The 21,657-nt window shown below is 60.4% G+C and carries 20 protein-coding genes; 5 read left to right on the top strand and 15 right to left on the bottom strand.

The window, feature by feature from the left end; all coding sequences use genetic code 11:
• Positions 1-36: 36 nt before the first annotated feature.
• The 9 genes from ligD to FHT70_RS12120 all read right to left on the bottom strand — a co-directional run bounded on the left by ligD (position 37) and on the right by FHT70_RS12120 (position 9,294).
• On the bottom strand, positions 37-1,098 hold the full coding sequence (ligD, locus tag FHT70_RS12080) for a non-homologous end-joining DNA ligase (protein ID WP_183701272.1): 1,062 nt from the start codon (positions 1,096-1,098) through the stop codon (positions 37-39).
• 3 nt (positions 1,099-1,101) lie between these two features.
• Complete coding sequence (locus FHT70_RS12085) at positions 1,102-1,920, bottom strand: Ku protein (RefSeq protein ID WP_183701275.1); 819 nt, start codon at positions 1,918-1,920, stop codon at positions 1,102-1,104.
• A gap of 12 nt (positions 1,921-1,932) precedes the next feature.
• Positions 1,933-2,832 (bottom strand): Ku protein, encoded by a 900-nt coding sequence (locus FHT70_RS12090; protein ID WP_183701278.1) that lies wholly within the window; start codon positions 2,830-2,832, stop codon positions 1,933-1,935.
• 228 nt (positions 2,833-3,060) lie between these two features.
• Entirely contained in the window at positions 3,061-4,119 is a 1,059-nt protein-coding gene (ugpC, locus tag FHT70_RS12095) for a sn-glycerol-3-phosphate ABC transporter ATP-binding protein UgpC (protein WP_097600849.1), read from the bottom strand.
• Positions 4,120-4,124: 5 nt separating this feature from the next.
• Complete coding sequence (locus FHT70_RS12100; protein WP_085781049.1) at positions 4,125-4,955, bottom strand: carbohydrate ABC transporter permease; 831 nt, start codon at positions 4,953-4,955, stop codon at positions 4,125-4,127.
• 4 nt (positions 4,956-4,959) lie between these two features.
• Complete coding sequence (locus FHT70_RS12105) at positions 4,960-5,895, bottom strand: sugar ABC transporter permease (protein ID WP_085781048.1); 936 nt, start codon at positions 5,893-5,895, stop codon at positions 4,960-4,962.
• Between the two features lie 212 nt (positions 5,896-6,107).
• On the bottom strand, positions 6,108-7,367 hold the full coding sequence (locus tag FHT70_RS12110; RefSeq protein ID WP_085781046.1) for a sugar ABC transporter substrate-binding protein: 1,260 nt from the start codon (positions 7,365-7,367) through the stop codon (positions 6,108-6,110).
• A gap of 35 nt (positions 7,368-7,402) precedes the next feature.
• Entirely contained in the window at positions 7,403-8,575 is a 1,173-nt protein-coding gene (locus tag FHT70_RS12115; protein WP_183701281.1) for a PLP-dependent transferase, read from the bottom strand.
• The gene (locus FHT70_RS12120) at positions 8,572-9,294 is read right to left on the bottom strand and encodes a FadR/GntR family transcriptional regulator (RefSeq protein ID WP_183701284.1); all 723 of its coding nucleotides are present in this window, start codon (positions 9,292-9,294) and stop codon (positions 8,572-8,574) included. Before FHT70_RS12120 ends, FHT70_RS12115 begins: the two co-directional genes overlap by 4 nt.
• Before the next feature lie 753 nt (positions 9,295-10,047).
• Here FHT70_RS12120 and FHT70_RS12125 point away from each other — a divergent pair.
• Entirely contained in the window at positions 10,048-12,576 is a 2,529-nt protein-coding gene (locus tag FHT70_RS12125; RefSeq protein WP_183701287.1) for a HAMP domain-containing methyl-accepting chemotaxis protein, read from the top strand.
• 518 nt (positions 12,577-13,094) lie between these two features.
• On the opposite strand, the gene FHT70_RS12130 is transcribed toward FHT70_RS12125, so the two are convergent.
• Together FHT70_RS12130 and FHT70_RS12135 are read right to left on the bottom strand one after the other, a co-directional pair.
• Positions 13,095-13,910 (bottom strand): endonuclease/exonuclease/phosphatase family protein, encoded by an 816-nt coding sequence (locus FHT70_RS12130; RefSeq protein ID WP_183701290.1) that lies wholly within the window; start codon positions 13,908-13,910, stop codon positions 13,095-13,097.
• A gap of 95 nt (positions 13,911-14,005) precedes the next feature.
• Complete coding sequence (locus FHT70_RS12135; RefSeq protein WP_097600898.1) at positions 14,006-15,469, bottom strand: phosphatidylserine/phosphatidylglycerophosphate/cardiolipin synthase family protein; 1,464 nt, start codon at positions 15,467-15,469, stop codon at positions 14,006-14,008.
• Between the two features lie 163 nt (positions 15,470-15,632).
• Between FHT70_RS12135 and FHT70_RS12140 the strand changes: the two genes are divergently transcribed.
• From FHT70_RS12140 to FHT70_RS12155, 4 genes are all read left to right on the top strand, one after another.
• The gene (locus FHT70_RS12140; protein ID WP_183701293.1) at positions 15,633-16,274 is read left to right on the top strand and encodes a UdgX family uracil-DNA binding protein; all 642 of its coding nucleotides are present in this window, start codon (positions 15,633-15,635) and stop codon (positions 16,272-16,274) included.
• A gap of 142 nt (positions 16,275-16,416) precedes the next feature.
• The gene (locus tag FHT70_RS12145) at positions 16,417-16,683 is read left to right on the top strand and encodes a DUF2934 domain-containing protein (RefSeq protein ID WP_097600857.1); all 267 of its coding nucleotides are present in this window, start codon (positions 16,417-16,419) and stop codon (positions 16,681-16,683) included.
• 320 nt (positions 16,684-17,003) lie between these two features.
• A complete protein-coding gene (locus FHT70_RS12150) occupies positions 17,004-17,183 on the top strand; it encodes a hypothetical protein (RefSeq protein WP_183701297.1) in 180 nt (59 codons plus the stop codon).
• A 104-nt stretch (positions 17,184-17,287) separates the two neighbouring features.
• Positions 17,288-18,493 carry an MFS transporter gene (locus FHT70_RS12155; protein WP_183701486.1) on the top strand — a complete coding sequence of 402 codons (1,206 nt, stop codon included), beginning with the start codon at positions 17,288-17,290 and terminating at the stop codon, positions 18,491-18,493.
• Between the two features lie 110 nt (positions 18,494-18,603).
• Here FHT70_RS12155 and FHT70_RS12160 read toward each other — a convergent pair whose 3' ends face one another.
• The 4 genes from FHT70_RS12160 to FHT70_RS12175 are packed head-to-tail and all read right to left on the bottom strand — an operon-like array spanning position 18,604 to position 21,652.
• Positions 18,604-19,296 (bottom strand): amino acid ABC transporter permease, encoded by a 693-nt coding sequence (locus FHT70_RS12160; RefSeq protein WP_097600899.1) that lies wholly within the window; start codon positions 19,294-19,296, stop codon positions 18,604-18,606.
• A gap of 18 nt (positions 19,297-19,314) precedes the next feature.
• Positions 19,315-20,022, bottom strand: coding sequence for an amino acid ABC transporter permease (locus tag FHT70_RS12165; RefSeq protein WP_183701300.1), 708 nt, complete (start codon positions 20,020-20,022; stop codon positions 19,315-19,317).
• Positions 20,023-20,077: 55 nt separating this feature from the next.
• A complete protein-coding gene (locus FHT70_RS12170) occupies positions 20,078-20,896 on the bottom strand; it encodes an amino acid ABC transporter substrate-binding protein (RefSeq protein ID WP_183701302.1) in 819 nt (272 codons plus the stop codon).
• A 15-nt stretch (positions 20,897-20,911) separates the two neighbouring features.
• The gene (locus tag FHT70_RS12175; RefSeq protein ID WP_183701305.1) at positions 20,912-21,652 is read right to left on the bottom strand and encodes an amino acid ABC transporter ATP-binding protein; all 741 of its coding nucleotides are present in this window, start codon (positions 21,650-21,652) and stop codon (positions 20,912-20,914) included.
• Positions 21,653-21,657 lie beyond the last annotated feature (5 nt).

Raw genomic sequence — 21,657 nt, forward strand, 5'->3', positions numbered from 1 at the left:
TTGGCCCTTGCAAGATTTCGATCGCAGTGCCGGAGTTCATGGGATCGCGGGGGCATCAGTCATATCGAAGACCGCGGCGTTATCCTGGATCTCGCGGAGGCCTTTATATGAGGGGTGGCGGAGGCTGCCCTCACGCGTCCAGCCGCGAAACTCGATCTCGGCAATCAAGGTCGGTTGGGAAAAGACGAGGCGCTTTCCTTTGAGCGGCACAACAGGTTTTTTTGTCTGGAGGCGGTTCAACGTCTTGCGCAGATACTCCGCCTCCGTTCGGTTGAATCCTGTGCCGACGGAGCCGACATAGATCCAGTCGTGAGCCTTTCGACCCGCAAGCAAAAGACTACCGAGCCCACCGCGGTTGCTGACCGACTCCTCGTACCCGACGATCATGAAACTTTCGCTCTGAACGCACTTGATCTTCTGCCAGTCCCCCAGACGACCACTGCGGTAAGGGCTATCCCTGCGCTTTGCAATGATGCCTTCCAAACCCCGATGGCATGCGTGCTCAAGCAGTTCCTCGCCACCTAGATCCAGGTCTTGCGAGAACCGAATAGCGCCATCGTCGGTCTCAGGGATCAGATCTTCGAGAAGATGGCGGCGGACCGAGAGCTCGGTGCGCGTCAGGTCGTGACCGTCGAGATACAATAGATCGAAGGCGTAGAAGATGGATTCGGTCGAGATCCGTTTGCCGCCGCGTCCGCCGAGCGAGCGCTGCAACGCCCCAAAGTCGGAGCGACCCTCGTCATCAAGGACGACCGCTTCTCCGTCGAGAATGCAGGTCGATACACCGAGTTCTCTTGCCCCCGCGGCGATATTAGGAAATCGGTGGGTCCAGTCATGTCCGCCACGGGTGAGAACGCGGATGCCCTTTGGCTCGATGTGGAGCGCCAATCGGTAACCGTCCCACTTCACCTCATAAAGCCAATCCGGCCCTTGCGGCACCGTCTGCTTCAGCAAGGCCAGGCACGGCTCCACTCTCGACGGCATCGCATCGAACGGCAGGTTTGGCTGGTCGGGATCACGCCGACGGAGAGGTCGTGATTGTATGGAGGAATTCGAGTCGCGAAGAAGCGGAGCGGAGGGGCCGCGCGGTCTGGTCATCGCTCAATGCCTGTCGGGTCGGTTCTCGGCGTCGACGGATTTACGCAGGGCGTCCATGATGTTGATGACGTTGCTGGGCACCGGCTCCGCCTTCTCCTTGCCCTTGGATTTTGCTCTGACGGGCTTCTTCATTTGTTTCTTCTTGGCCTCGATGATATCGAGCAGCCTATCCTGCACCGGGTCGGAGACCATCTTCGGGTTCCAGTGCTGCGTCTGCTTCTTGATGAGCTGCTGGACCAGCGGCATCATCTCACTGTCCGCCGGTTGATCGTCCACCCGCTCGAAATAGCTCTCCGCGTCGCGCACCTCGTCCCCGTAACGCAGGGTCCAAAGAACGATGCCTTTGCCGCGTGGCTCCAGCATCACGGCGCGCTCGCGGCGCGCAATCACCAGTCGCGAGATGCCGACCATGTCCTCGGCGGCCATCGCATCGCGGATCACCGAGAACGCCTCCTGGCCGACCGGATCGTCCGGTGAAAGATAGTAGGGCGTGTCGAGCCAGATCCATTCGACGCCGTTGCGCGGCGTAAAGACCTCGATATCGATCGTCTTGGTGCTTTCAAGCGCAACGTTCTCCAACTCCTCGTCTTCAAGCAAGACATATTCGTTCTCGCCACGCTGATAGGCTTTCACCTCGTCTTCATCTTTCACGTCCTTGCCGGTGACGGCATCAACATAGTGGCTAACGACGCGGTTTTGGGTGGCGCGATTGAGCGTATGAAAACGCACTTTCTCATTTTCGGAAGTGGCCGGCATCATCTGCACCGGGCAGGTGACGAGCGACAGTTTGAGGTAGCCTTTCCAGTAAGGCCGGATCGCCATGGAAACCTCCGATCACCCGGCGCGGCGCTGGTGAGCGCCGGCTGGGCTGCGTGATTTCGTCGTCGACGCGCGCGCGGCCTTCTGTCTGCTCTTTCCGGCATTGGCATTTGCAGCGGTGCGCTTCGTCTTGGCCGGCGTCGCCATGCCGGCGCTTTCGCGTAGAGCCTGTAGCAGGTCGCTCGGTTTGGGAGCCGGCGGCGCCTTTTTCTTCGGAAGGGTGCGGCCTTCGATCTTGGCCTTCACCAGTTCGGCGACGGCCGCTTCGTAACGGTCGTCGAACTGCTTCGGGTCGAACTCGCCCTTCTTGGTGTTGATGATGTGCTTGGCAAGATCCAGCATCTCGCCTTGGATCTTGAGATCCGGCATCTCCTCGAATGCCTTCTCGGAGGAGCGAACCTCATAATCGAAGTTCAAGGTTGAGCCGACCAGCCCTTTTCCATGGGGACGGATGAGGAGCGTTCGCAGGCGCCGGAACAGCACCGTTCGGGCAATGGCCGCGACCTTGGCTTTCTTCATACCATCCCTCAGGAGTTTGAAAGCGTCGCTGCCCATCTTGTCGGGAGCCAGATAATAAGGTTTGTCGAAATAGACGTCATCGACCTCGTCAAAAGGAATAAAGGCCTCCACCTTCAGCGTCTTGTCGCTTTCGGGAATGGCGGCCGCGACTTCCTCGGGCTCGAGCACGACATAGCGGCCGTCCTCAATCTCAAAACCCTTGACCTGGTCCTCCCGCTCGACCGGATCGCCGGTCTCGCCGTCCACGAATTCTCGGCGCACCCGGTTGCCGGTCTTCCTGTTCAGCGTATGAAACGCGATCCGCTCGGATGTGGAGGCGGCGGTATAGAGCGCCACCGGGAAAGCCACCTCTCCGAACTTGATAAAACCCTTCCAATTCGCCCTCGGGGCAACCATCTCGCTCGCGCTCCTGACGCAACCTGTGCGAGTCAACCGAATCAGTTTACGATTGGTTCCGAGTCAAAACGAATCAAATTTCAATAGCTTAATCAGAATTACCCACGCTTTTTCCGAGTCTCTTTCATCTCCTTGAATCTGATAGGTGTTTTTCTTGGCCAAGTGCTTTTAAGGTGGAAACAACCAGGAGATAAAACCGCTGCGGACCGATTTCCCTGGCGTGACTGCTCATTCGATGCGTTGTCCCTCGCCGTCGAACACATGCAGATATTGGGGCGGGAAGGCGACATTGACTTTCGGCCCCGCCTTCAGCGCTTCGCGGTCCAGAGTGAAGATCTTGAAGGGCAGGCCATGCAGGGCGAGGTGGAGGATAATGCCGAAGCCGGTGGGTTCGACGAGTTCCACGTCGGTGGCAAGTCCGCTCCCGTCATTCGTGATCAGCACATGCTCCGGCCGAATGCCGAGCGTCACCTTGGTGCCGTCTGCAAGCGGCAACGGCTTTGCCAGCGGCACGATCGTTCCATCCTTCAGCTTGACGCCGCCTGCGGTATAGCTGGCCTCGAGGAAATTCATTCCGGGCGAGCCGATGAAACCGGCGACGAAGAGATTGGCGGGGCGATCATAGAGTTCCAGCGGACTGCCGACCTGCTGCACCACGCCGCCATGCATGGCGACGATCCGGTCCGCCAGCGTCATCGCCTCGATCTGGTCGTGGGTGACGTAGATCGAGGTCGCCCTCAGCTCGCCGTGCAGTTTCTTGATTTCGGCGCGCATCTGTTCGCGCAGGCGCGCATCGAGGTTGGAGAGCGGTTCGTCGAACAGGAACGCTTTCGGCTGGCGGACGATGGCGCGGCCCATGGCGACACGCTGGCGCTGGCCGCCGGAGAGCGCTTTGGGCCGCCGTTCAAGCAACGGGTCGAGGCCGAGCTTGGCGGCGGCCGCGGAGACCGCGCTCGCGATCTTCTCCTTCGCCGTTTTCCGCAGCCTCAGGCTGTAGCTCATATTGCCGGCGACATTCATATGCGGATATAGCGCATAGGACTGGAACACCATGGCGATGTCGCGGTCCTTGGGATGCAGTTCGTTCACCCGGGCGCCTGCAATACGGATCTCACCTGATGTGACTTCCTCCAGCCCGGCAATCATCCGCAACAGCGTTGACTTGCCGCAGCCGGAGGGACCGACGAGCACGACGAATTCGCCATCTCTGATGTCTAGGTCGACGCCGTGCAGCACCTGCACGTGGCCATAGGCTTTGCGGATATTCTGGATATCGATCGATGCCATTCTGTTTAACCCTTGACCGCGCCGGCCGTCAGGCCCTGGACGAGATAACGCTGGATGAGCAGGAAGAAGAGGCCGGCAGGAATGAGCGCCATGACGCCCGCCGCCATCATCTGCCCGAAATCAACCGAGAATTTCGAAACGAAGGTGAGAAGCCCGACGGGGAAGGTCGCCGCGTCGTTGCCGTTGATCAGCATCAGCGCGAAGAGCAGTTCGCTCCAGGCGGCGGTAAAGACGAAGCCGAGCGTCGCGGCGATGCCGGGCAGCGTTAGCGGCAGGATGATCTGGCGAAACGCGGTGAACTGCGTCGCCCCGTCGATCATCGCCGCCTCTTCGAGATCCTTGGGAATGCCGTCGAAGAAGGACTGCATCAGGAAGGTGGCGAAAGGCACGTTGAAAGCGGTGTAGACGATGACGAGGCCGGTCAGGCTGTTGGTCAGATGCAGAGGCGACAGGATCTTGAAGATCGGCGCGACCAGCATGACGAGCGGGAACATCTGGGTCAGCAGCATCAGCGCGACGATCCAGTATTTCGCCCGAAAATTGAAGCGCGACAGCGCATAGCCGGAAAGCGAGGCGCAGATCGTCACCGTCACGGCCGTCGAGGCCGAGACGATCAGGCTGTTCTTGAAGAAGGTCGGAAAGGCGCTGTGCTGCAGCACGAAAGCATAGTGATCCCAGCTGGTGCGCGACGGCCACATCCGCACGCCCTCGGTATAGAGCAGATCGTTCGGCGTCACCGAGACCTTGAGCAGCCAGAACAGCGGGAAGAGCGCGAAAGCGATATAGCAGAGGATCGCCAGACGGTGCGCGATCGTTGGGATGAGCGATCGTTTCATGGCCTCAATCCTTGTTCAGCAGCGTCTGCCGCAGCAGGATGATCAGCATCGAATAGGCAAGCAGCAGTGCCAGCAACACCAGCGCGATCGCCGAGGCGTAACCGAAATCGAGCCGCTTGAAGGCCGTGGTGAAGATGTAGCTCGCGACGATCTGCGTCCGGTCGGCCGGCCCGCCATTGGTCATGACGACGATGAGATCGGCGAAGTTGGAGATCCACACGGTGCGCAAGAGCACGGTGATAGCGATCGTCGGCGCGAGAAACGGCAGGGTGATCGAGCGGAAACGCTGGAACCAGCCGGCGCCGTCGATCGAGGCTGCCTCGTAGAGATCGCGCGGGATGGCCTGCAGGGCGGCAAGCAGCGTGATGGCAAAAAACGGAATGCCCCACCAGACATTGGCGACGATCGGCCCCCACATCGCATGATCGGGATCGGAGAGAATGTTGCCCGGCTCATGCATCAGCCCGAGTGCGAAGAGCCAGTGCGGGATCGGCCCGATGACCGGATTGAACAGCCAGGCCCAGTTGAGACCGGCGAGAAAGGACGGCACCGCCCAGGGCAGGAAGACCAGCGCCTGTGCGATCGCCCGGCCCGGGAACGGCTTGTCGAGCAGCAACGCCAGAATGAGGCCGAAGATGAATTGCAAGACGACGGAGGCGCCGGTCCACCACAGCGTGTTCCTCAGCGCACCGTAAAAAGCCGCGTCGCTCGACAACTCGCGGAAATGCTCGAGCCCGATGAAGCCGCCGGAAAAGGGATTGAGCAGCTGGATATCGCGGAAGGCATAGGACAGCCCGAGCGTCAGCGGCACCAGCATCACCGCAATGATCAGGATCAGCGACGGCGCGCTGTAGAGATAGGGCTCCGAAGCATCGGCAAGACGGCGCAGCCACGGCCTGCGGTCGCGACGCATGTCGAGCATATCGGCGGAAATGGTCATCGTATTGCGGTTTCCATTGTCTTGATCAGCGGAGTCTCGCCCGGGTGATACTTCTGAAGCAGGAGGTCGAGGCCCCCTCATCCGCCTGCCGGCACCTTCTCCCCGCTGGGGAGAAGGGAATATGCCAGCGACGTCTCCGTTCTCTTCTCCCCAGCGGGGAGAAGGTGGCCCGAAGGGTCGGATGAGGGGGCTCCGCACTCAGAGCCCACCAATTACTTTTTGGCCAGGAACTTCTGCTGCGCCTTGGTCAGATAATCCGCCCACTGGTCGGCCAGGTCCTTCGCCGAGATATCGCCGAGCAAGGCCTGTTGCGAGGTCTTGATCGCGAGCGAATCCTTGAAGAAGGCGAACTCCTCCAGATAGGTCGGCATCACGGTCGGCACCGTGTTCGGATCCGCCAGTTCCTCGAACCAGCCCTTGAACTGGTCACCGGCATAGAAGGGATCCTTCTCGGCCGCCGTATAGGCCGGCAGGGCGCCGATGCGCTTGTTCCACTCGATATTGCCTTCCGGCCCTTCGAGGGTGGCGATCAGCTTCCAGGAGAGATCCTTGTTGGCGCTCGTCGAAAACATCGACCAGCCGCCATAACCGATGGTCGGAAAGGACTTGCCGTCGGGCCCCTTCGGCAGCGGCGCAACGCCGAAATCGTCCTTCTTCATGCGTTCGGCAATGGCGATCAGCGCATCCGGATCCTGGTCGAGGAAGGCGCAGGTGCCGGAATAGAAGCCGGCGACGACTTCGTTGAAGCCCCAGTTGACGCTGTCCTTCGGCGCATAGCCCTTCTTGTAGAGATCGACCATCCACTCGATGCCCTTTGCCCAGCCGGGGCTGTTCATGGTCGAGGTGCCGTCTTCCTTGAAGTACTTGTTGTCGCCGGCCATCGTGGCGGCAAAGATCATCCAGCCATTGAGGCCGCCCGGGCCGCCGCGCATGCAGTAGCCGTATTTGCCCGGCAGCTTGGAGACCTTTTCGGACGCGGCAGTAAACTCCTCGAGCGTCTTCGGCGGCGCGGCGACACCAGCCTCCGAAAGCAGCTTCTTGTTGTAGAACATTGCCCTGAGATAGAAGCCATAGGGCAGCATGTAGGCGGTGTTCTTGACGTCGCGGCCGAGCTCGAGCGCGCGCGGCGTCAGCTCCTTGGTGTGCTCCCATTTTTCGAGATAGGGCTCGAGGCTTTCGAGCATGCCGTTATTGGCATAGAGCGACAGCCAGGTATCGGGCATCTCCATCACATCGGGCACGTCACCGGCCGAGACCATGGTTGCGAATTTCTGGAAGGCTTCGTTCCAGGGCAGCGAGATGATATCGACCTTGGTGCCGGGATTGGCGGCCTCGAACTTGCCGACGATTGATTTCAGCGTTTCGGTGCGCTCCGGGCTGGTGATGACTTCGACAAGCTTGAGCGTCGTATCGGCAAAGGCCGTGCCGGCCATCATCGAAGCAAAGAACGTCGAGATTATTAGTTTTTTCATGGCTCAGTTCCCCCTTGTTAGGTTTCTCTCGGGTTTCAGGATTGTGAGGCGGCGGCGAGCGCCTCCTCGATGTCCCTCCACAGAGCCTCGGTTCCTTCGAGGCCGACATGGAGGCGTACGGATCGCGCATGGATGCCGAAGGTTTGCGCGGAGTTCGGCTGTGCCTTCTGCTGAAGCACGACCTCGCCTGGTACGATCAGGCTTTCATGCCCACCCCAGCTTACACCCAGTTTGAACAGCTTGAGATGGTCGGCGAAGGCGCGGATATCGACGCCGTCGCGGAAGATGAACGAGAACAGGCCCGAGGTGCCGTTGAGCCCCGCGGGCAGGCGGTTGGCAAGCCCGGGATGGCAGACCGTCTCCACCACCTCGAGCTTCTGCAGGCGTCTGGCGATTTCAAGCGCCGATGCCTCATGCGCCTTCATGCGCAGCGGAAGCGTGCGCAGGCCGCGGATCAGCAGCCAGGCATCGAACGGCGAAAGCTTGCCGCCGAGATAGGGATAGGCCTCGGCCTTGATGCGCGCGATCATTTCCTTCGAGCCGGCGACGACGCCCGCCACCACATCGCTGTGGCCGCCGAGATATTTCGAGGCGGAATGGATGACGAGCTCGACGCCGAGCGTCAGCGGCCGCTGGAAGAACGGGCTCGCCCAGCTGTTGTCGATCATCGAGACGACGCCGTGCCGCTTGGCGAGGGCGGCCAGCGCACCGACGTCGTGCGCCTCCATCACCCAGCTCGTCGGGCTTTCCAGGTAGAGGAGCTTGGCGCCGGGCAGCGCCCTCGCGACGGCTTCCTCGTCGCGCCCGTCGACATAGGTCACCTCGATCTTCATCCGCTTGAGGATGGTGCCGAACAGGCGGAAGGCATCCGGATAGACATGCTTCACGGCGACGATGCGGTCGCCCGGTTCGACGAAGCTCAGCACCGCCGAGGAGATCGCCGCCATGCCGCTCGCAAATCCCAGCGCATCCTCCGCACCTTCGAGCTTGGCCAGCATTTCCTCAAAGGCGCGCACCGTCGGGTTCAGCCCCCGCGTATAGGTCGGCCGCACCTTCTCGCCGCGATAGACGGTGATCATCTCGTCGTAATCGGAAAAGGTGAAAAGCGAGGTCTGGAAGATCGGCGGCACGACGGCGTCGGCGAAGTTGCCGTCGTCATGGGCGGTGATGAGGGAAGCAAGATCGAACGGATCTGCGCCGTTGCTCATTTGGACATTTCCTTGATGTCTTCCTCGACGATATCGAGAATTTTCAATGTCTCCGCGCGCGCCGCCTCCGGATCGCGGGACGCGATCGCGTTGAAAAGCGTGCGGTGAAAGGGAAAGGACCGGCGGGCGAAATCCTGCCGGTCGAACGGATGCTCCCAGAAGCGCTCGAATGTCTCGCGCATCTGCTCGAGCAGCTGGCGAAACAGCGGGTTGTGGGTGGCGTCGTAGACGGCGAGATGGAAGGCGAGATCCTCCGGCCCGGATGTGCCCTTCTCCAGGTGCACCCGCTCCATCTCGTTGAGCTTCTCCTCGATGACGACGAGGTCTCTTGTCGTGCGCCGCCGGGCGGCGACCATGCCCGCCTCGCATTCGATGCCGCGGCGAACCTCCAGCGTCTGCAGCAGCGCATCGCGCAGATGCGCCGCGTCGAAGGACAGCGGCATATGGATCGTCGCCCGGGATACCGGCTTCAGCAGATAGGTGCCGCTGCCCTTGCGCGTCTCGATGACGCCGAGCGCCTGGAAATGCCGAATGGCCTCGCGAATGGTCGAACGGCCGACGGCAAGGGCCGCCATCAGCTCCCGCTCGGCCGGCAGCCGATCACCCGCCTGCAACCGCGCTTCCTCCACATAATCCGCCAGCGCATCGGTCACCTGGCGCGCGCGGTCCATGACCGGAAGCGGCCGGATCACCGGCCTGTCGCTACGATTTGCCTTCATGGTTCCCCATTTTTTCTACCAGGCAGCCAGATCTGAATTGGTCTGACATCTTAGCATTTCGCAAACGGGGCAAGACGTCAAGCCGAGTTGTCTTTATAATAAGGCCGATCTTGCTGCGTCGCTCTCTGGGCAGAAGCGGTTCTACGGTTTGCCATTTTGCGTCGGTAGGTCACCACGTACCAGGGCAGCCTCCTGAAAGGCACCTTGAATTAAAACTCAGCTGATTTGGCCAAGCACATTATCAACAGGACCTAGGCAATGATTGCCCCGTCACCGGGAGCGCCTAAAGCGTCGGCGCCTGCGACCTGCCCGAACCGCGATTTTCACAATCTCGCGCTCCGGTTTCACGAAGTCGCAACGAACGCTGCGAAGTACGGAGCACTCTTCGTTGGCGACGGGCACGGACGGATGAATGCAGATCCGACCCAGCCCTCTTCGGCTTTGAACGCATCCTGGAGCAAAGGATAGCGCAAAACCTTGACATCCATATCGAGCGATCATGGACGCCTGATGAGTCAATTCGGCTTTCGCTTCTCCGTCTCGTGATCACGTAAGCCTTCCGGCTCGACCGGGGCTTACAAGGGAGATGCATGGCATGGCCATCGCCATACCGAATGACACCCGCAATTCGGCAGCCTCCGTTTCGCGATTTGGCCGGTGTCGTTCTCCGCGCGGCAACAGAGGCGACGCCTAGTCCCTTCATCGGTCCTTAAGAAAAGGATGGCAGCTTTACCTCAAATTTGGGGGGTGCATATGGTACATGGGTTGATGTGGCGGGCTCGCATTCAGACGAAGGTGCTCGCGCTTTTGGCGCCATTCGTCATTAGCCTATGCGCAGTAGGGTTGACGGGATACTACGCGTCGAGCCTTCTCGAAGGTCGGATGGAGATCTCCAACCATATTTTGCAGTCTCTGAACGGGTTCAAGCTTGTTTCTTCAAGCATGACCGGCTTTCTGATGAAGCCGTCGCAGGAAGCTCGTGACACCGCGCTTGCGGACGCCCGAGAGCAATTGGCAAACCTGAAGCAGACGATCGAGACTCTAAGGCCGACGACCGATGTGGGGCTTCTCGACCGGGCGCTCGATCAGTCGCAAATCATCCCGCAAAAGATCGAAGCGATCTGGCAAATCGAAACGGGACAGCAGAAAATTCTCAGCGACGTGGACGCTGCTTCCGCGGCGCTTCTTGACTTGCAAGGGCAGGTTGGCAAGCGCTCGTTCATGCTGATGGCGAGTGCGAAAAAGATGGAAAATGCCAACAAGAGCGGCCTCAGCAACGCCGTCTCCATCAGCGCGGCCGCCAGTGTTGCGACAAAACTTAGCAATGATTATACGAACGCTACAACGTCGGCTGACAAGCTTAGCCTTCTAGCGAAATATGCGCCCGATTTGCAGAAGACAAGGGAGCAGCTTTCGCCTGCGATAGGGACCGACAGAGAAGCCCTCGCGACGCAGTATTCCGCTGCGGTAGATGCCCTCCTTAACGCTTCGAAGGCGTCGCCAGACACTTTGGACGTCCCGATAATGGATACCGCCATCGCTAATCTTGCTGCTATTGGGGACAGTCTCAAGACAATTGGCGACGACCTGATGCGGACCTCCGTACTCGCGCTTGCCGCGTCGGACAAGGATATCTCTCAGGCGACGAATGTCGGCAACCAACTGCGTGCTATCGTTAACAGCAATAACGAGATCCGCGTCGGCTTCGCCGAACTTGCAGGCAAGCCAGACGACGCGCGAGTGAAGAAAGTCCAGCAATCAATCTACATGTATCAGACCGAGCTCGGCCGTCTCGCCGGCGTGGTGACCGACGATCCGGTTTTTGCCGAGATTCCGAAGAAGGCTCAACCCGTTCTCGATCTGCTTGCGGCGAACGCGGCAGCGCTCTCCGACGGTGCGCTCCGCAAGCTTGCTGAGTTCGACCGCGCCGCGGAGCAGATCGACAACACCTGGAACCTGCTTGCGCAGTTCGCCGAGACGCAGAAACAGAATGCTGGGCAGGATCGTCAACAGGCCAACAGGATATCCGGCGGCGCGATTGTCATCGGCATCCTAATTGCCATGGCCGCAGGTGCCGCGCTGGTCTTCACGCTGAAGGGACCTATCGCCCAGATTACCGCAGCGATGCGCAAGATCGCCGAGGGAAGGCTCGACACCACAATAACCGGCGAGACACGGGCCGACGAAATCGGAGAAATGGCCCGTGCGCTTTCGGTCTTCAAACAAAATGCGCTGTCGAAAGTCGAAATGGAACAACAGGCCGAGATCGCGCGTCGTGAGGCAGAATCTGAGCGCGCCCGCAACGAACTCGAGCGACGTAACGCACAGGTTCAGGTTGATGCCGCAATCGAGGCGTTGGCGGAAGGGCTCACGCGGCTGTCGCGCGGGCAGTTGAATTTTGCGATCGATACGCCCTTTGCCCCTGAGCTCGATCGGATCCGCACCGATTTCAACATGTCGGTGGCGGGTCTCAGAGAGACCCTCTGCGAGATCCGTGAGACGTCTTCCCTCATTAGCAATAATGGCCGCCAGATGGCGGAAGCTGTCGATGACTTGGCCAGTCGAACTGAAAAGCAGGCGGCTGCTCTTGAAGAAACCGCAGCGGCTGTGGAGGAGATTTCTTCCGCCGTCAACACCTCTTCAGGACGGGCAGCAGCAGCGCTGGCGCTTGTCCAACGCGCCAAACAGGGCGCCGACGCCTCGGCTTCGGTGGTCCAAAACGCAGTATCGGCTATGGGACGGATCGAGGACGCGTCGGGCAAGATCGTACAGATTGTCAGCGCCATCGATTCTATCGCTTTCCAGACCAATCTCTTGGCCCTGAATGCGGGAGTCGAAGCGGCGAGAGCGGGTGAGGCCGGCAAGGGCTTTGCAGTCGTGGCGCAGGAAGTGCGTGAGCTGGCGCAGCGATCGGCTCGCGCAGCCAAGGAAATCGGCGAGCTCATCAACAATTCTGTCCGAGAGGTTGCGTCGGGCTCCGAGTTCGTCGGCCGCACTGGCGACGCGCTGATGGAGATTTCCAGCGAGATCGTCCACATCGTCGGCCATATTGAACTGATCGCCGCGTCAAGCCGCGATCAAGCGACGACACTCAATTCGATCAATGCGTCGGTGAACGATATTGATCGTATGACGCAGCAAAATGCGGCGATGGTGGAAGAGACCAATGCCGCCACGCAACAGCTATCGTCAGAGGCGCTCGCACTTACCGAGATGATCGCACGCTTTCAGCTTGAAGGACCTGAGAGCCCGGCTTCTAAAGGCTACGAGGCCGCCGCATGATGGCAGCGTGTACGCAGACCCTGTGACCTGCCTTGAAATGTGAATCATCAGCGCCTCTGCACGTCGTCATCAGCGTGAGCTCGGTATGCCACAAAGTCCCGACGATCACGATTTGTGGCCAACGGCTATTGGTCAGGACTGAGCCAGTTAGGCGCATAAGGAGCATTGACGGTTCTGAACGCCGTCGGCATCGCTGCGGACGTGATTGTCACAGACTCATGGCCCAGTGACGCAGAAGAAGGCGAATTGGCCGCCTTATAGGTGTCGGCATCGCTCCTCGACCAAGGGCGCCGCAACACAATCCTTTTGCCTTGTCCACCAGTGGCGAGAGGCAGGAAGTGGCGCAGACGCGACATCACATCCGACATGTCGTTTCCGCGAGGCAAAGGCTTTCTTGCTTCACGCCCAGAACGCATTGATGGAGTGGGCGACCTCTTAAGCGCAGTCGAGGCAGTTATCAAAGGAGTGTCAGACGCATCATACTCGTCGGGAGCTTTCGAAACATCAGCTTAGAGATGCTACCCACCCACCGGCTTCAGATCGACAAGCGCCTTGATCGGCAGGTGGTCCGAAGCGATCCGGGCGAGCGGTGTATCATGCGCCTCCACCTCCGAAATGATCCCCTTGCGGTTGGCGATGATGCGGTCGAGCGCCAGAAGCGGCAGGCCGGCGGGAAAACTCGGCACGGCGGGCGGCAGCTCGCCGAAGGCGGATTGGAATGTGTTCAGCGACGAGCGGTCGCCGAGCCGCCATTCGTTGAGGTCGCCGAGCAGGATGGTCGGCATCTCATGCCTGTCGTTGATCAGTTCGACGAGGGTACGGGCCTGCTGGGCTCTGCTGTGGCGCAAAAGGCCGAAATGCGCGGCGATGATCCGCAGCGCGCCGCCCTCTTCCAGCTCAATTTCGACGACGAGGGCGCCGCGCGGCTCCAGCCCCGGCAGTTTCACCTGGTGCACATCATGCACCAGCCCCTTCTTGAACAGCACGACATTGCCGTGCCAGCCATGCGCCTTCGCCATGCCGGCGACCGGCACAGGGATCAGCCCCGTCTCCCGCTCCAGCCGGCCGAGATCGAGAATGCCCGTGCGCTCGCCGAAACGTGTGTCGGCCTCCTGCAGCGCGATCACGTCGGCGCCGATTTCATGGATCACCCGGCTGGTCCGCTCCGGATCGAAGCGGCGATCGGTACCGACACACTTGTGGACATTGTAGGAAGCGATCAACGTTCCGGCGCTACGCGGCCTTGCCTCAATATGCGCTGCGTCAAGCCGCTTTTTCCTGCTCCTGATCGAGGCGAGAATGCTGGCGGGAAGACTGTCTTTCCTGGCGTGCATTGGGAAGCGCACTTGTTCCGTTGATCAACGAGGCTACTCACTCGGCAGTATAGGCGGCCGCGCGGAACTTGCCATGTCGGAATGCAAAAAATCCGTCAGAGATAGGGCGAACCAAGCCACAGCACCTTCTCGATCAGCCGCACCGGGAAGGGCCGCGCGCGTAAGCCGTCCAGCGTCACCAGCGTTGCCGATTTCAGGGTTTCTTCGATATGCTCGTCGATCTCGGCGGCAAAGCCCTCATTCAGCACTTCGAGGTCGACCTCGAAATTCAGCCTGAGCGAACGTGGATCGAGGTTGGAGGAGCCGACATAGGCCCAGGTGCCGTCGATCGTCAAAAGCTTCGAATGGCTGAAGCTGCCGGTCGAGCGCCAGATGCGGCAATAATTTTTGAGAATCTGATCGAATTGCGCCGTCATCGCCCGATCGACCAGCATGAGATTGTTGAGAGCCGGTACGACGATATCGACTTCAACGCCGCGCCGCGCCGCCGTCACCAGGGCGCTGATGAGTTCGCGGTCCGGCAGGAAATAGGGCGACATGATGCGGATCGATTGACGCGCAACAGAAAAGGCGCCCATCAGCATCTTATGGTTGGTTTCCAGGCTGCGGTCCGGTCCCGAAGCGACGACGCGCATCAGGATGGGGTCGCCGGGGCTGCGCTGCGGCGGTTCGATACGCCAGGCCTCGTCGTTCAACAGTTCGTCGGTGGTGAACCGCCAGTCTTCGGCGGCAAGATCGAAGAGATCGGCGACAACGGGGCCGGTGACGCTGAAATGCGTATCACGGGCAAAAGTCTCCCCCGTCGCCTCCTCGCTAAAACCCGCCCTGATATTCATGCCGCCTGTCAGCGCAATGCGTCCGTCGACGATCAGGATCTTGCGGTGGGTGCGCAGATTGGCATAGGGCAGCCGCAAACCCATGATGACATTGCCGTTGAAGACAGCGACGGTGACGCCGCCCTCCTTGAGATGGCCAAGTATGCTCGGCACCGAATAACGCGCGCCGACGGCGTCGATCAGCACCCGGACCGTCACACCCCGTTTCACCGCGGCAATCAGCGCATCGGCGATGCGCAGGCCGATGACATCACGGTCGAAGATGTAGGTTTCGAGCAGGATGCTGCGCTCCGCTTCATCGATGGCGGATTTCATCGCGGCATAGGCCTCGTCGCCAGTCTCCAGCATGTCGATTGTATTGCCTGAGGTCAGCGGGTTGCGTGTGACGCGGTCGCCAAGCGTCTGCAGCGCCGCAAAGCGGCGGCCGAACTGACTGATCACGGTCTCGGCGTCGGCGTCGAACGTCTCCAGTTCGTCGGTCCCGGGCGCGAGCAGCAGAGCGTCGCGGCGAATGCTCAGCGATTTGCGGCGGATGCGATTGATGCCGGCAATCGCATAAAGCAGCGCACCGACAACAGGCGAGAGGATGATGACGCCGACCCAGCCGATTGCCGCGCGCACCTCCTCCTTGGTCATGGCGGCATGGATCGCCGCCGCGGCTCCCATGGCGATCGAAACGACAAAGAGGATATGCGGCCAGTAAGTCGACAGGAGATAGAACATCGCTGGCCAATATAGCCGCGAAACGGCGGCGTTCAATTATGCCGCCGCTCCCCCATGGCGCGAATTTCTCCTCGGGATTATTTTGCCGGAAGTGGCGGCCATTCGATCGCCGGAACAATCCTGGTTGAGATCGATTCCTCCTCAGAAGATAAGGATCGCCATCATGAACATCGCCGCAAGCGTCGGTCCTGCCTTGGCGCTCGAAGTCGCGGATGCCGAAAGCATTGCCGAACTCCGGCGTCAGGCCGAGGACTGCACCCGCTGTGACCTCTATCGCAATGCGACGCAGATCGTCTTCGGTGAAGGTCCGGGAAAGGCAGAGATCGTCCTTGTCGGCGAGCAGCCGGGTGACCGGGAAGATATCACCGGCAGGCCCTTTGTCGGCCCGGCAGGCCATCTGCTCGACCTCTGTCTCGATGAGGCCGGTCTGGATCGTCAACGCTGCTACGTCACCAATGCCGTCAAGCACTTCAAGTTCACGCCGCGCGGCAAACGGCGGCTGCATGCGAAACCCAATGCCGGCGAGATAAGGCGTTGCGCCTGGTGGCTCGGCGCGGAGCTCAACATCCTGCAGCCGAAACTCGTGGTGGCGCTGGGCGCAAGCGCGCTTTACGCGCTGCTTGGGCCGAAGGCGAAATTGACGCCCGAGCGCGGTCATGTCCTGCAGCCTGCAAACCACCCGCCGGTTCTGGTGACCATCCACCCCTCCTATCTCCTGAGAATCCGTGATGAGGCCGAGCAGCAAAGGCAGCGCCAGGCATTCGTGTCAGATCTGCACAGGGCGGCGGAATTTCAACTTCGATGAATGCCGATTCTCAACCTTGATATGCTGCAATGCGAAATATTTGCGGTTGCGTTCCGATTTCGCTTGAAACCGCGCCCCTCCTCTGGAACCATCCTGACAGTATCGCGTTCGAACGACGGCAAAATGTGACTGGAGATCAGCGATGGCAGAAACTCGGGAAGAGTGGATCAAAAAACGTGCATACGCCCTCTGGGAAGAAGAGGGCTATCCGACAGGACGGGATTCCATCCATTGGGAACAGGCACGCCACGAGCGCGACGCGCTCGAAGGCTCCTCTTCCAACGGCAAAGAGGCCAAACCCCGGGCCAAGCGCGCCGCAACGACCACGAAGGCCGCCCCAGGAGCCAAGACGAACGGCGTCGTCACGCCGGCGCCCAAGCGGACTGCAAGCCGCAAGACGGCGACCTGAATATTGGAATCCCGATTACATCGTTGAAAGGGCGTCAGCGTGGCGCCCTTCGGCCTTTCTTTGTCATATGTCTGAATTAGTTGTGTTTTATAGAAGCTTGCAGACGGGTTTTCCGCGCTGGGGGCGAACAATGGCCGGATGACGCTGCAAGCTTTGAAGCTTCCAAAGAATTTGAGGCTTCGCCCGCAAGCCGGGAACAAGACCGTACAAAGACTGTTTATGGCGAAACGAGGGAGGCAGCCATGAACGATCGTATCCAAATGCTCTTCGTCACGGCTCTTGCCGCCCGCAGCCACGCTTCCAACGTAATCGTGTGAGCCATGGAAATATCGCTCCTGCTCATCGCCGCTCTGCTTTATCTCGGTCTGGCGCTCGGCTTCATCCTCGTCATCGATAACCTCGTCGGACTGGTTTTCCGCGAGTCCCATACCCCGCTGCAACTGCCGTCCTTCGACATTGGCCGCGCCTTCGCAGCGTCGCAGAAATTCAAGCGGAAATAACGGTTCCCGGCTGGCGCCCACGCACGGTTAAAAAGTAGGGTGGCCTGGCGCATCGGCCCGAAAATCGGAATTGATTTTCGGAAAGCAGGATGAGATCGAGGACAATGGGACAGGCGCGAAGCGTTCAGCCGGCGACTTGGCTTTTTGCGGCGCGCTCGTTACGCGACTTCGGCGACGGTTTCGTGGCCATCCTGTTGCCGGTCTACCTCCTTGCTCTTGGATTTTCGCCCCTGCAGGTCGGTGTCATTGCAACGGCATCCCTCTTCGGATCCGCGCTTTTGACGATCATCATCGGATTTCTCGGCGCGCATCATGATCTCCGCCGCCTGCTTTTGGCAGCCGCCGGCCTGATGGTCGCCACCGGTGTCGCCATGCCCATGATCAACGACTATACCTGGCTGCTCGCCGTCGCCTTTGCCGGCACGATCAACCCGTCGGCAGGCAGCGTGAGCATCTTCGTGCCGCTTGAACATGCGGTCCTTGCCCGGGAGGCGACCAACGCCGATCGAACGAGAATGTTTGCGCGCTACAGCCTGGTCGGAGCGCTCGCAAGCGCCGGCGGCGCGCTTGCCGCGGCGCTGCCCGACGTCATGACGCGGTTCGGGATGACGCAACTGAGTTCGATCAGGCTGATGTTCGTTCTCTATGCACTCGTTGGCATTCTTGGCGGCCTTCTTTATGCCCGCATACCGCCTCGCCCGGTGACGCACGAAGACCACAAGCCGGCGGCATTCGGACCTTCGCGCGCCATCGTCATGAAGCTCGCAGCCCTCTTCAGTCTCGACGCCTTCGCCGGAGGTTTCGTGGTCCAGTCCTTGCTCGCGCTGTGGCTGTTCGAACGATTCGATCTTTCGCTGTCCGAGGCTGGAGTGTTTTTCTTCTGGACCGGAGTGCTGTCGGCGTTTTCGTTTCCTGTCGCCGCCCGGCTATCGAAGCGGATTGGTCTCGTGAACACCATGGTGTTCACCCACATTCCATCAAGCATAGCTCTCGGCCTTGCCGCATTCGCTCCCACCTTGCCGTTGGTGCTCGCCTTGCTGCTGGTTCGGGCCGCGCTTTCGCAGATGGATGTGCCAACCCGGTCTTCTTACGTGATGGCTGTTGTCACCGAGGCGGAGCGAGCCGCCGCCGCAAGTTTCACATCGATGCCGCGCAGCCTCGCATCGGCTGCCAGCCCTGCGCTGGCCGGCGCTCTTTTCGCCGCGTCTTATCGGGCCTGGCCGCTTGTCATCTGCGCCGGCCTAAAGATCATATACGACCTCTTGCTGTTGCTGCAGTTCCGCCACCTCAAGCCGCCCGAGGAATCCTGAAGTGCATTGCCTGCCTCCGGCGGAAGTTCATCGGCTACCGCCTGCGGACGCAGCGCTGACGCTGCGCCGGCGGGCGCGGGCAGCGTCAGCTGCAGCGGGCGCATGCCCCCTCAGGTCCGTACTCTGAGAGCTCGTTCCGTTCTGTCGGCGATTTGGGTCACGGCATAGGCAATCACCATGTAGATCACCACGGCGACCAGGAAGGCTTCGAGGTAGTAGAAGTTCAGCGCCGCGGTCAACTGCGACTGTGCGAATATGTCGACCACCTCGATGGCGAAGCCGAGCGACAGCGCCTTCATGATGACCATGAAGGAGTTGGCGAGATCCGGGATGGCGGCAACGATCACCTGCGGCAGCATGACCCGGCGGAAGAGCTGGCTCTTCTTGTAGCCTAGCGAATAGGCGGCGTCCGCCTGCCCCGTGTCGAAAGAATTTAGGGCGCCCTTCACGACTTCGGCCTGGAAGGCTGCGACGCAGGCGGTGAGAGCGACGATCAAGGTCACCCAGTTGGGCGTGGAGTGGCCGTTATAGTCGATGCCGACGAGCGACGTCGTGAACTGCAGAAACGACGGCAGGCCGTAGTAGGCAAGGAAGATAACGATCACCATGGGCACGCCTTTGAAGGCGACCTTGTAGGCGACGACGAGCTGGCGGAGCACCGGGATCTTCCGATACTCGACCATGGCAAACAGGCTGCCGACGATCGTCGATAGGACGAAGATTGCGAGCGCCATGGCAAGCGTCAGCGGCACAGCGCCGAGGATCTCATAAAGGTCGGGGAGAAGAACTTCGCTGTCGAAAATCATGCCTTCCCTCCTCGATCAGACGCTGGCCATCAGCGGGGCACGGATCGTCGCGTCGCCGGGCACATATCTTCCCGACCGACGCTCGAAGGACCTCACGACCGCCCAGGCGATGAGGCAAAGGACCGAGTACAGCACCGCCAGTACGAGGTAGGTCTCGAACTGGTATTGGTTGTAGTCCCGCTCCATCACGAGGTGGGCGGTGGCCATGACGTCGGCCGCGCCGATGTACATGACAAGCGCCACGTTGTGGATCAGGTAGATGATGGAGTTGCCATACCCCGGCAGCGCAATGTGGACGGCCTGCGGAGCGATGACGCGCAGTAGCTTTTGGCGGAAGGTGTAGCCCAGGCTGTCCGCCGCATCGTGCTGGCCTCGCTCGACTGCGAGGTAGGCCGGACGCATGACCTCCGAAAGATAGCCGCCATGGTAGAGGCTGAGGCCCAGCATGGCGGCTATCGTCGGCGAGACGAAGTCGCCGATACCGAACAGGCCGACGAGCACGGGAAGCCCATAGAAGGCGACGAACAACTGAAGGACGACGGGAACGCTGCGGGCATAGGAGACGTAGAGGTCGGCCAACTGGCTGATCACCGGGATCCTGCGCACCCGGAACGTCGTCGCGATCAATGCCAGCACGAAGCCGGCGGCCATGGCCGTGAATGTGATCGCAAGCGTCAGCGGCAATGCCGAGAGCAACTCGGGGATCATTATGGAAAGGTCCACTTGGGAACGCTCCTTCTTTCAGTCTTTGCCTGGTCGCCGGCTTCGAAGCCTGGGGTTACTTCATGTATGTGGTGATGTCCTCGCCGAACCACTTCTGCGAGAGCTTGGCGAGCGTGCCGTCGGCCTTGAGCTCCTTCAGTGCCTTATCGAAGCCGTCGGCGAGCGCCTTGTTCTCTTCCGAGCGGTGGATCAGCACGAAGGTGTTGTTGATCGCGACCGGCTCGCTCGCCTGAAGGTTCAGCTTCTGCTCGTCGATCACCGTCTGCTCGCCAAGATTGGACGGAAGGACGAGCGCATCGTACTTGCCGTTCTCGACTTCCTTCAGACGGTCCGGATAAGGGATGCCTGCGCTCGAAGCGGTGATCTCGATCTTGTATTCGGGATTCTTTTCCTGCCAGGCGGTCGCGAACTTGTAGATGCCGCCGCCTGCCGTCACCGGAACGATCTTCTTGCCGACCAGGTCCTTCATTTCCTTGATGCCGCTGTCCTTGCGGCTGTAGATCTTGATCAGGCTGGCGCCGATTGGAGCTTCCGGGATGAGAAACTGCTTCTCACGAGCCGGAGCACGGTAGTAGCCGCCAGTCGCGACGTCGTACTTGCCCGTCGCAAGACCGGTTTCCTGCGCGATGTCGGCCGCGCCTTCCATCACGAACTTGTACTGGGGAAGCTTGGCGTTGACGGCCTTCAGCACGTCCGGCTCGTAGCCCTGCGGCTCCACGCCGATCGCGCCCCAGGACAGCGGCTTGGATTCGGCCGCGGTGGCGATCTTGATCGTGCGGACGTCCTCTGCGAACGAGGCGGTTGCGAATGCGATCGCGACGCCTGCTACGGCGAGACCGAGACCACGGCGAGAGATTGAACTCATAGAAGTCATGTCAGGCATCCTTTCTTACTGGATCGCGCGTTCGGAATTGAGGAACTGAGCGAGGCGCGGGTTGGAAGGGCTATCGAAGATTTCGGACGGACTGCCGTCGGCTGCGACGACACCCCGGTCCATGAAGACGATGCGGTTCGAGATGTTCTTCGCAAACTGCATCTCGTGGGTGACGAGAAGTGAAGTGATGCCCGAGGACGTTACATCCTTGATCACCTTCAGCACCTCGTTCACGAGCTCGGGATCAAGCGAGGATGTAGGCTCGTCGAAGAGCATCACGTCCGGCTTGACCGCGAGTGCTCGGGCAATACCCGTTCTCTGGAGCTGTCCGCCGGAAAGCTGGGACGGATAGTTGTCGAGCTTGTCGGAAAGCCCTACCCGCTCGAGTTCCTGCAGCGCGACGCTGCGAGCCTCTTCCTTCGACTTGCCCTGCACGACGATTAGCGGATCCATGACGTTCTGGATGACCGTCATGTTCTTGAAGACATTGAACTGCTGGAACACCATCGCGGTGCGCAGGCGGATCGCCTGTACGGCCGCCTTGTCCGGGCGTGCGAAGTCCATCCTGATGTCGTCGAAGTCGATCTTCCCGGACTGCGGCTTGACGAGGTGATTTATGCACTTCAAGAGCGTCGTCTTGCCGGTCCCGCTCGGACCGATGATCGAAACTACGTCGCCTCGTTTCACCGAGAGATCGACGCCGTTCAGGATCTGGGTGCTGCCGTAGGACAGCTTCAGGTTCTTGATCTCAAGCATTTCGG

The sequence above is a fragment of the Rhizobium sp. BK049 genome (assembly GCF_014193135.1).
In the GTDB taxonomy this organism is placed as follows: Bacteria; Pseudomonadota; Alphaproteobacteria; order Rhizobiales; family Rhizobiaceae; genus Rhizobium.

Excerpts from the sequence above, each read along its gene's own strand:
- FHT70_RS12090 (WP_183701278.1), bottom strand. The coding sequence starts at position 2,832 with ATGGTTGCCCCGAGGGCGAATTGGAAGGGTTTTATCAAGTTCGGAGAG.
- FHT70_RS12135 (WP_097600898.1), bottom strand. The coding sequence starts at position 15,469 with ATGTTCTATCTCCTGTCGACTTACTGGCCGCATATCCTCTTTGTCGTT.
- ligD (WP_183701272.1), bottom strand. The coding sequence starts at position 1,098 with ATGACCAGACCGCGCGGCCCCTCCGCTCCGCTTCTTCGCGACTCGAAT.
- FHT70_RS12120 (WP_183701284.1), bottom strand. The coding sequence starts at position 9,294 with ATGAAGGCAAATCGTAGCGACAGGCCGGTGATCCGGCCGCTTCCGGTC.
- FHT70_RS12145 (WP_097600857.1), top strand. The coding sequence starts at position 16,417 with ATGGCAGAAACTCGGGAAGAGTGGATCAAAAAACGTGCATACGCCCTC.
- FHT70_RS12155 (WP_183701486.1), top strand. The coding sequence starts at position 17,288 with ATGGGACAGGCGCGAAGCGTTCAGCCGGCGACTTGGCTTTTTGCGGCG.
- FHT70_RS12115 (WP_183701281.1), bottom strand. The coding sequence starts at position 8,575 with ATGAGCAACGGCGCAGATCCGTTCGATCTTGCTTCCCTCATCACCGCC.
- FHT70_RS12085 (WP_183701275.1), bottom strand. The coding sequence starts at position 1,920 with ATGGCGATCCGGCCTTACTGGAAAGGCTACCTCAAACTGTCGCTCGTC.
- FHT70_RS12105 (WP_085781048.1), bottom strand. The coding sequence starts at position 5,895 with ATGACCATTTCCGCCGATATGCTCGACATGCGTCGCGACCGCAGGCCG.
- FHT70_RS12130 (WP_183701290.1), bottom strand. The coding sequence starts at position 13,910 with ATGCACGCCAGGAAAGACAGTCTTCCCGCCAGCATTCTCGCCTCGATC.
- ugpC (WP_097600849.1), bottom strand. The coding sequence starts at position 4,119 with ATGGCATCGATCGATATCCAGAATATCCGCAAAGCCTATGGCCACGTG.
- FHT70_RS12150 (WP_183701297.1), top strand. The coding sequence starts at position 17,004 with ATGGAAATATCGCTCCTGCTCATCGCCGCTCTGCTTTATCTCGGTCTG.
- FHT70_RS12140 (WP_183701293.1), top strand. The coding sequence starts at position 15,633 with ATGAACATCGCCGCAAGCGTCGGTCCTGCCTTGGCGCTCGAAGTCGCG.
- FHT70_RS12110 (WP_085781046.1), bottom strand. The coding sequence starts at position 7,367 with ATGAAAAAACTAATAATCTCGACGTTCTTTGCTTCGATGATGGCCGGC.
- FHT70_RS12175 (WP_183701305.1), bottom strand. The coding sequence starts at position 21,652 with ATGCTTGAGATCAAGAACCTGAAGCTGTCCTACGGCAGCACCCAGATC.
- FHT70_RS12100 (WP_085781049.1), bottom strand. The coding sequence starts at position 4,955 with ATGAAACGATCGCTCATCCCAACGATCGCGCACCGTCTGGCGATCCTC.
- FHT70_RS12125 (WP_183701287.1), top strand. The coding sequence starts at position 10,048 with ATGGTACATGGGTTGATGTGGCGGGCTCGCATTCAGACGAAGGTGCTC.
- FHT70_RS12170 (WP_183701302.1), bottom strand. The coding sequence starts at position 20,896 with ATGACTTCTATGAGTTCAATCTCTCGCCGTGGTCTCGGTCTCGCCGTA.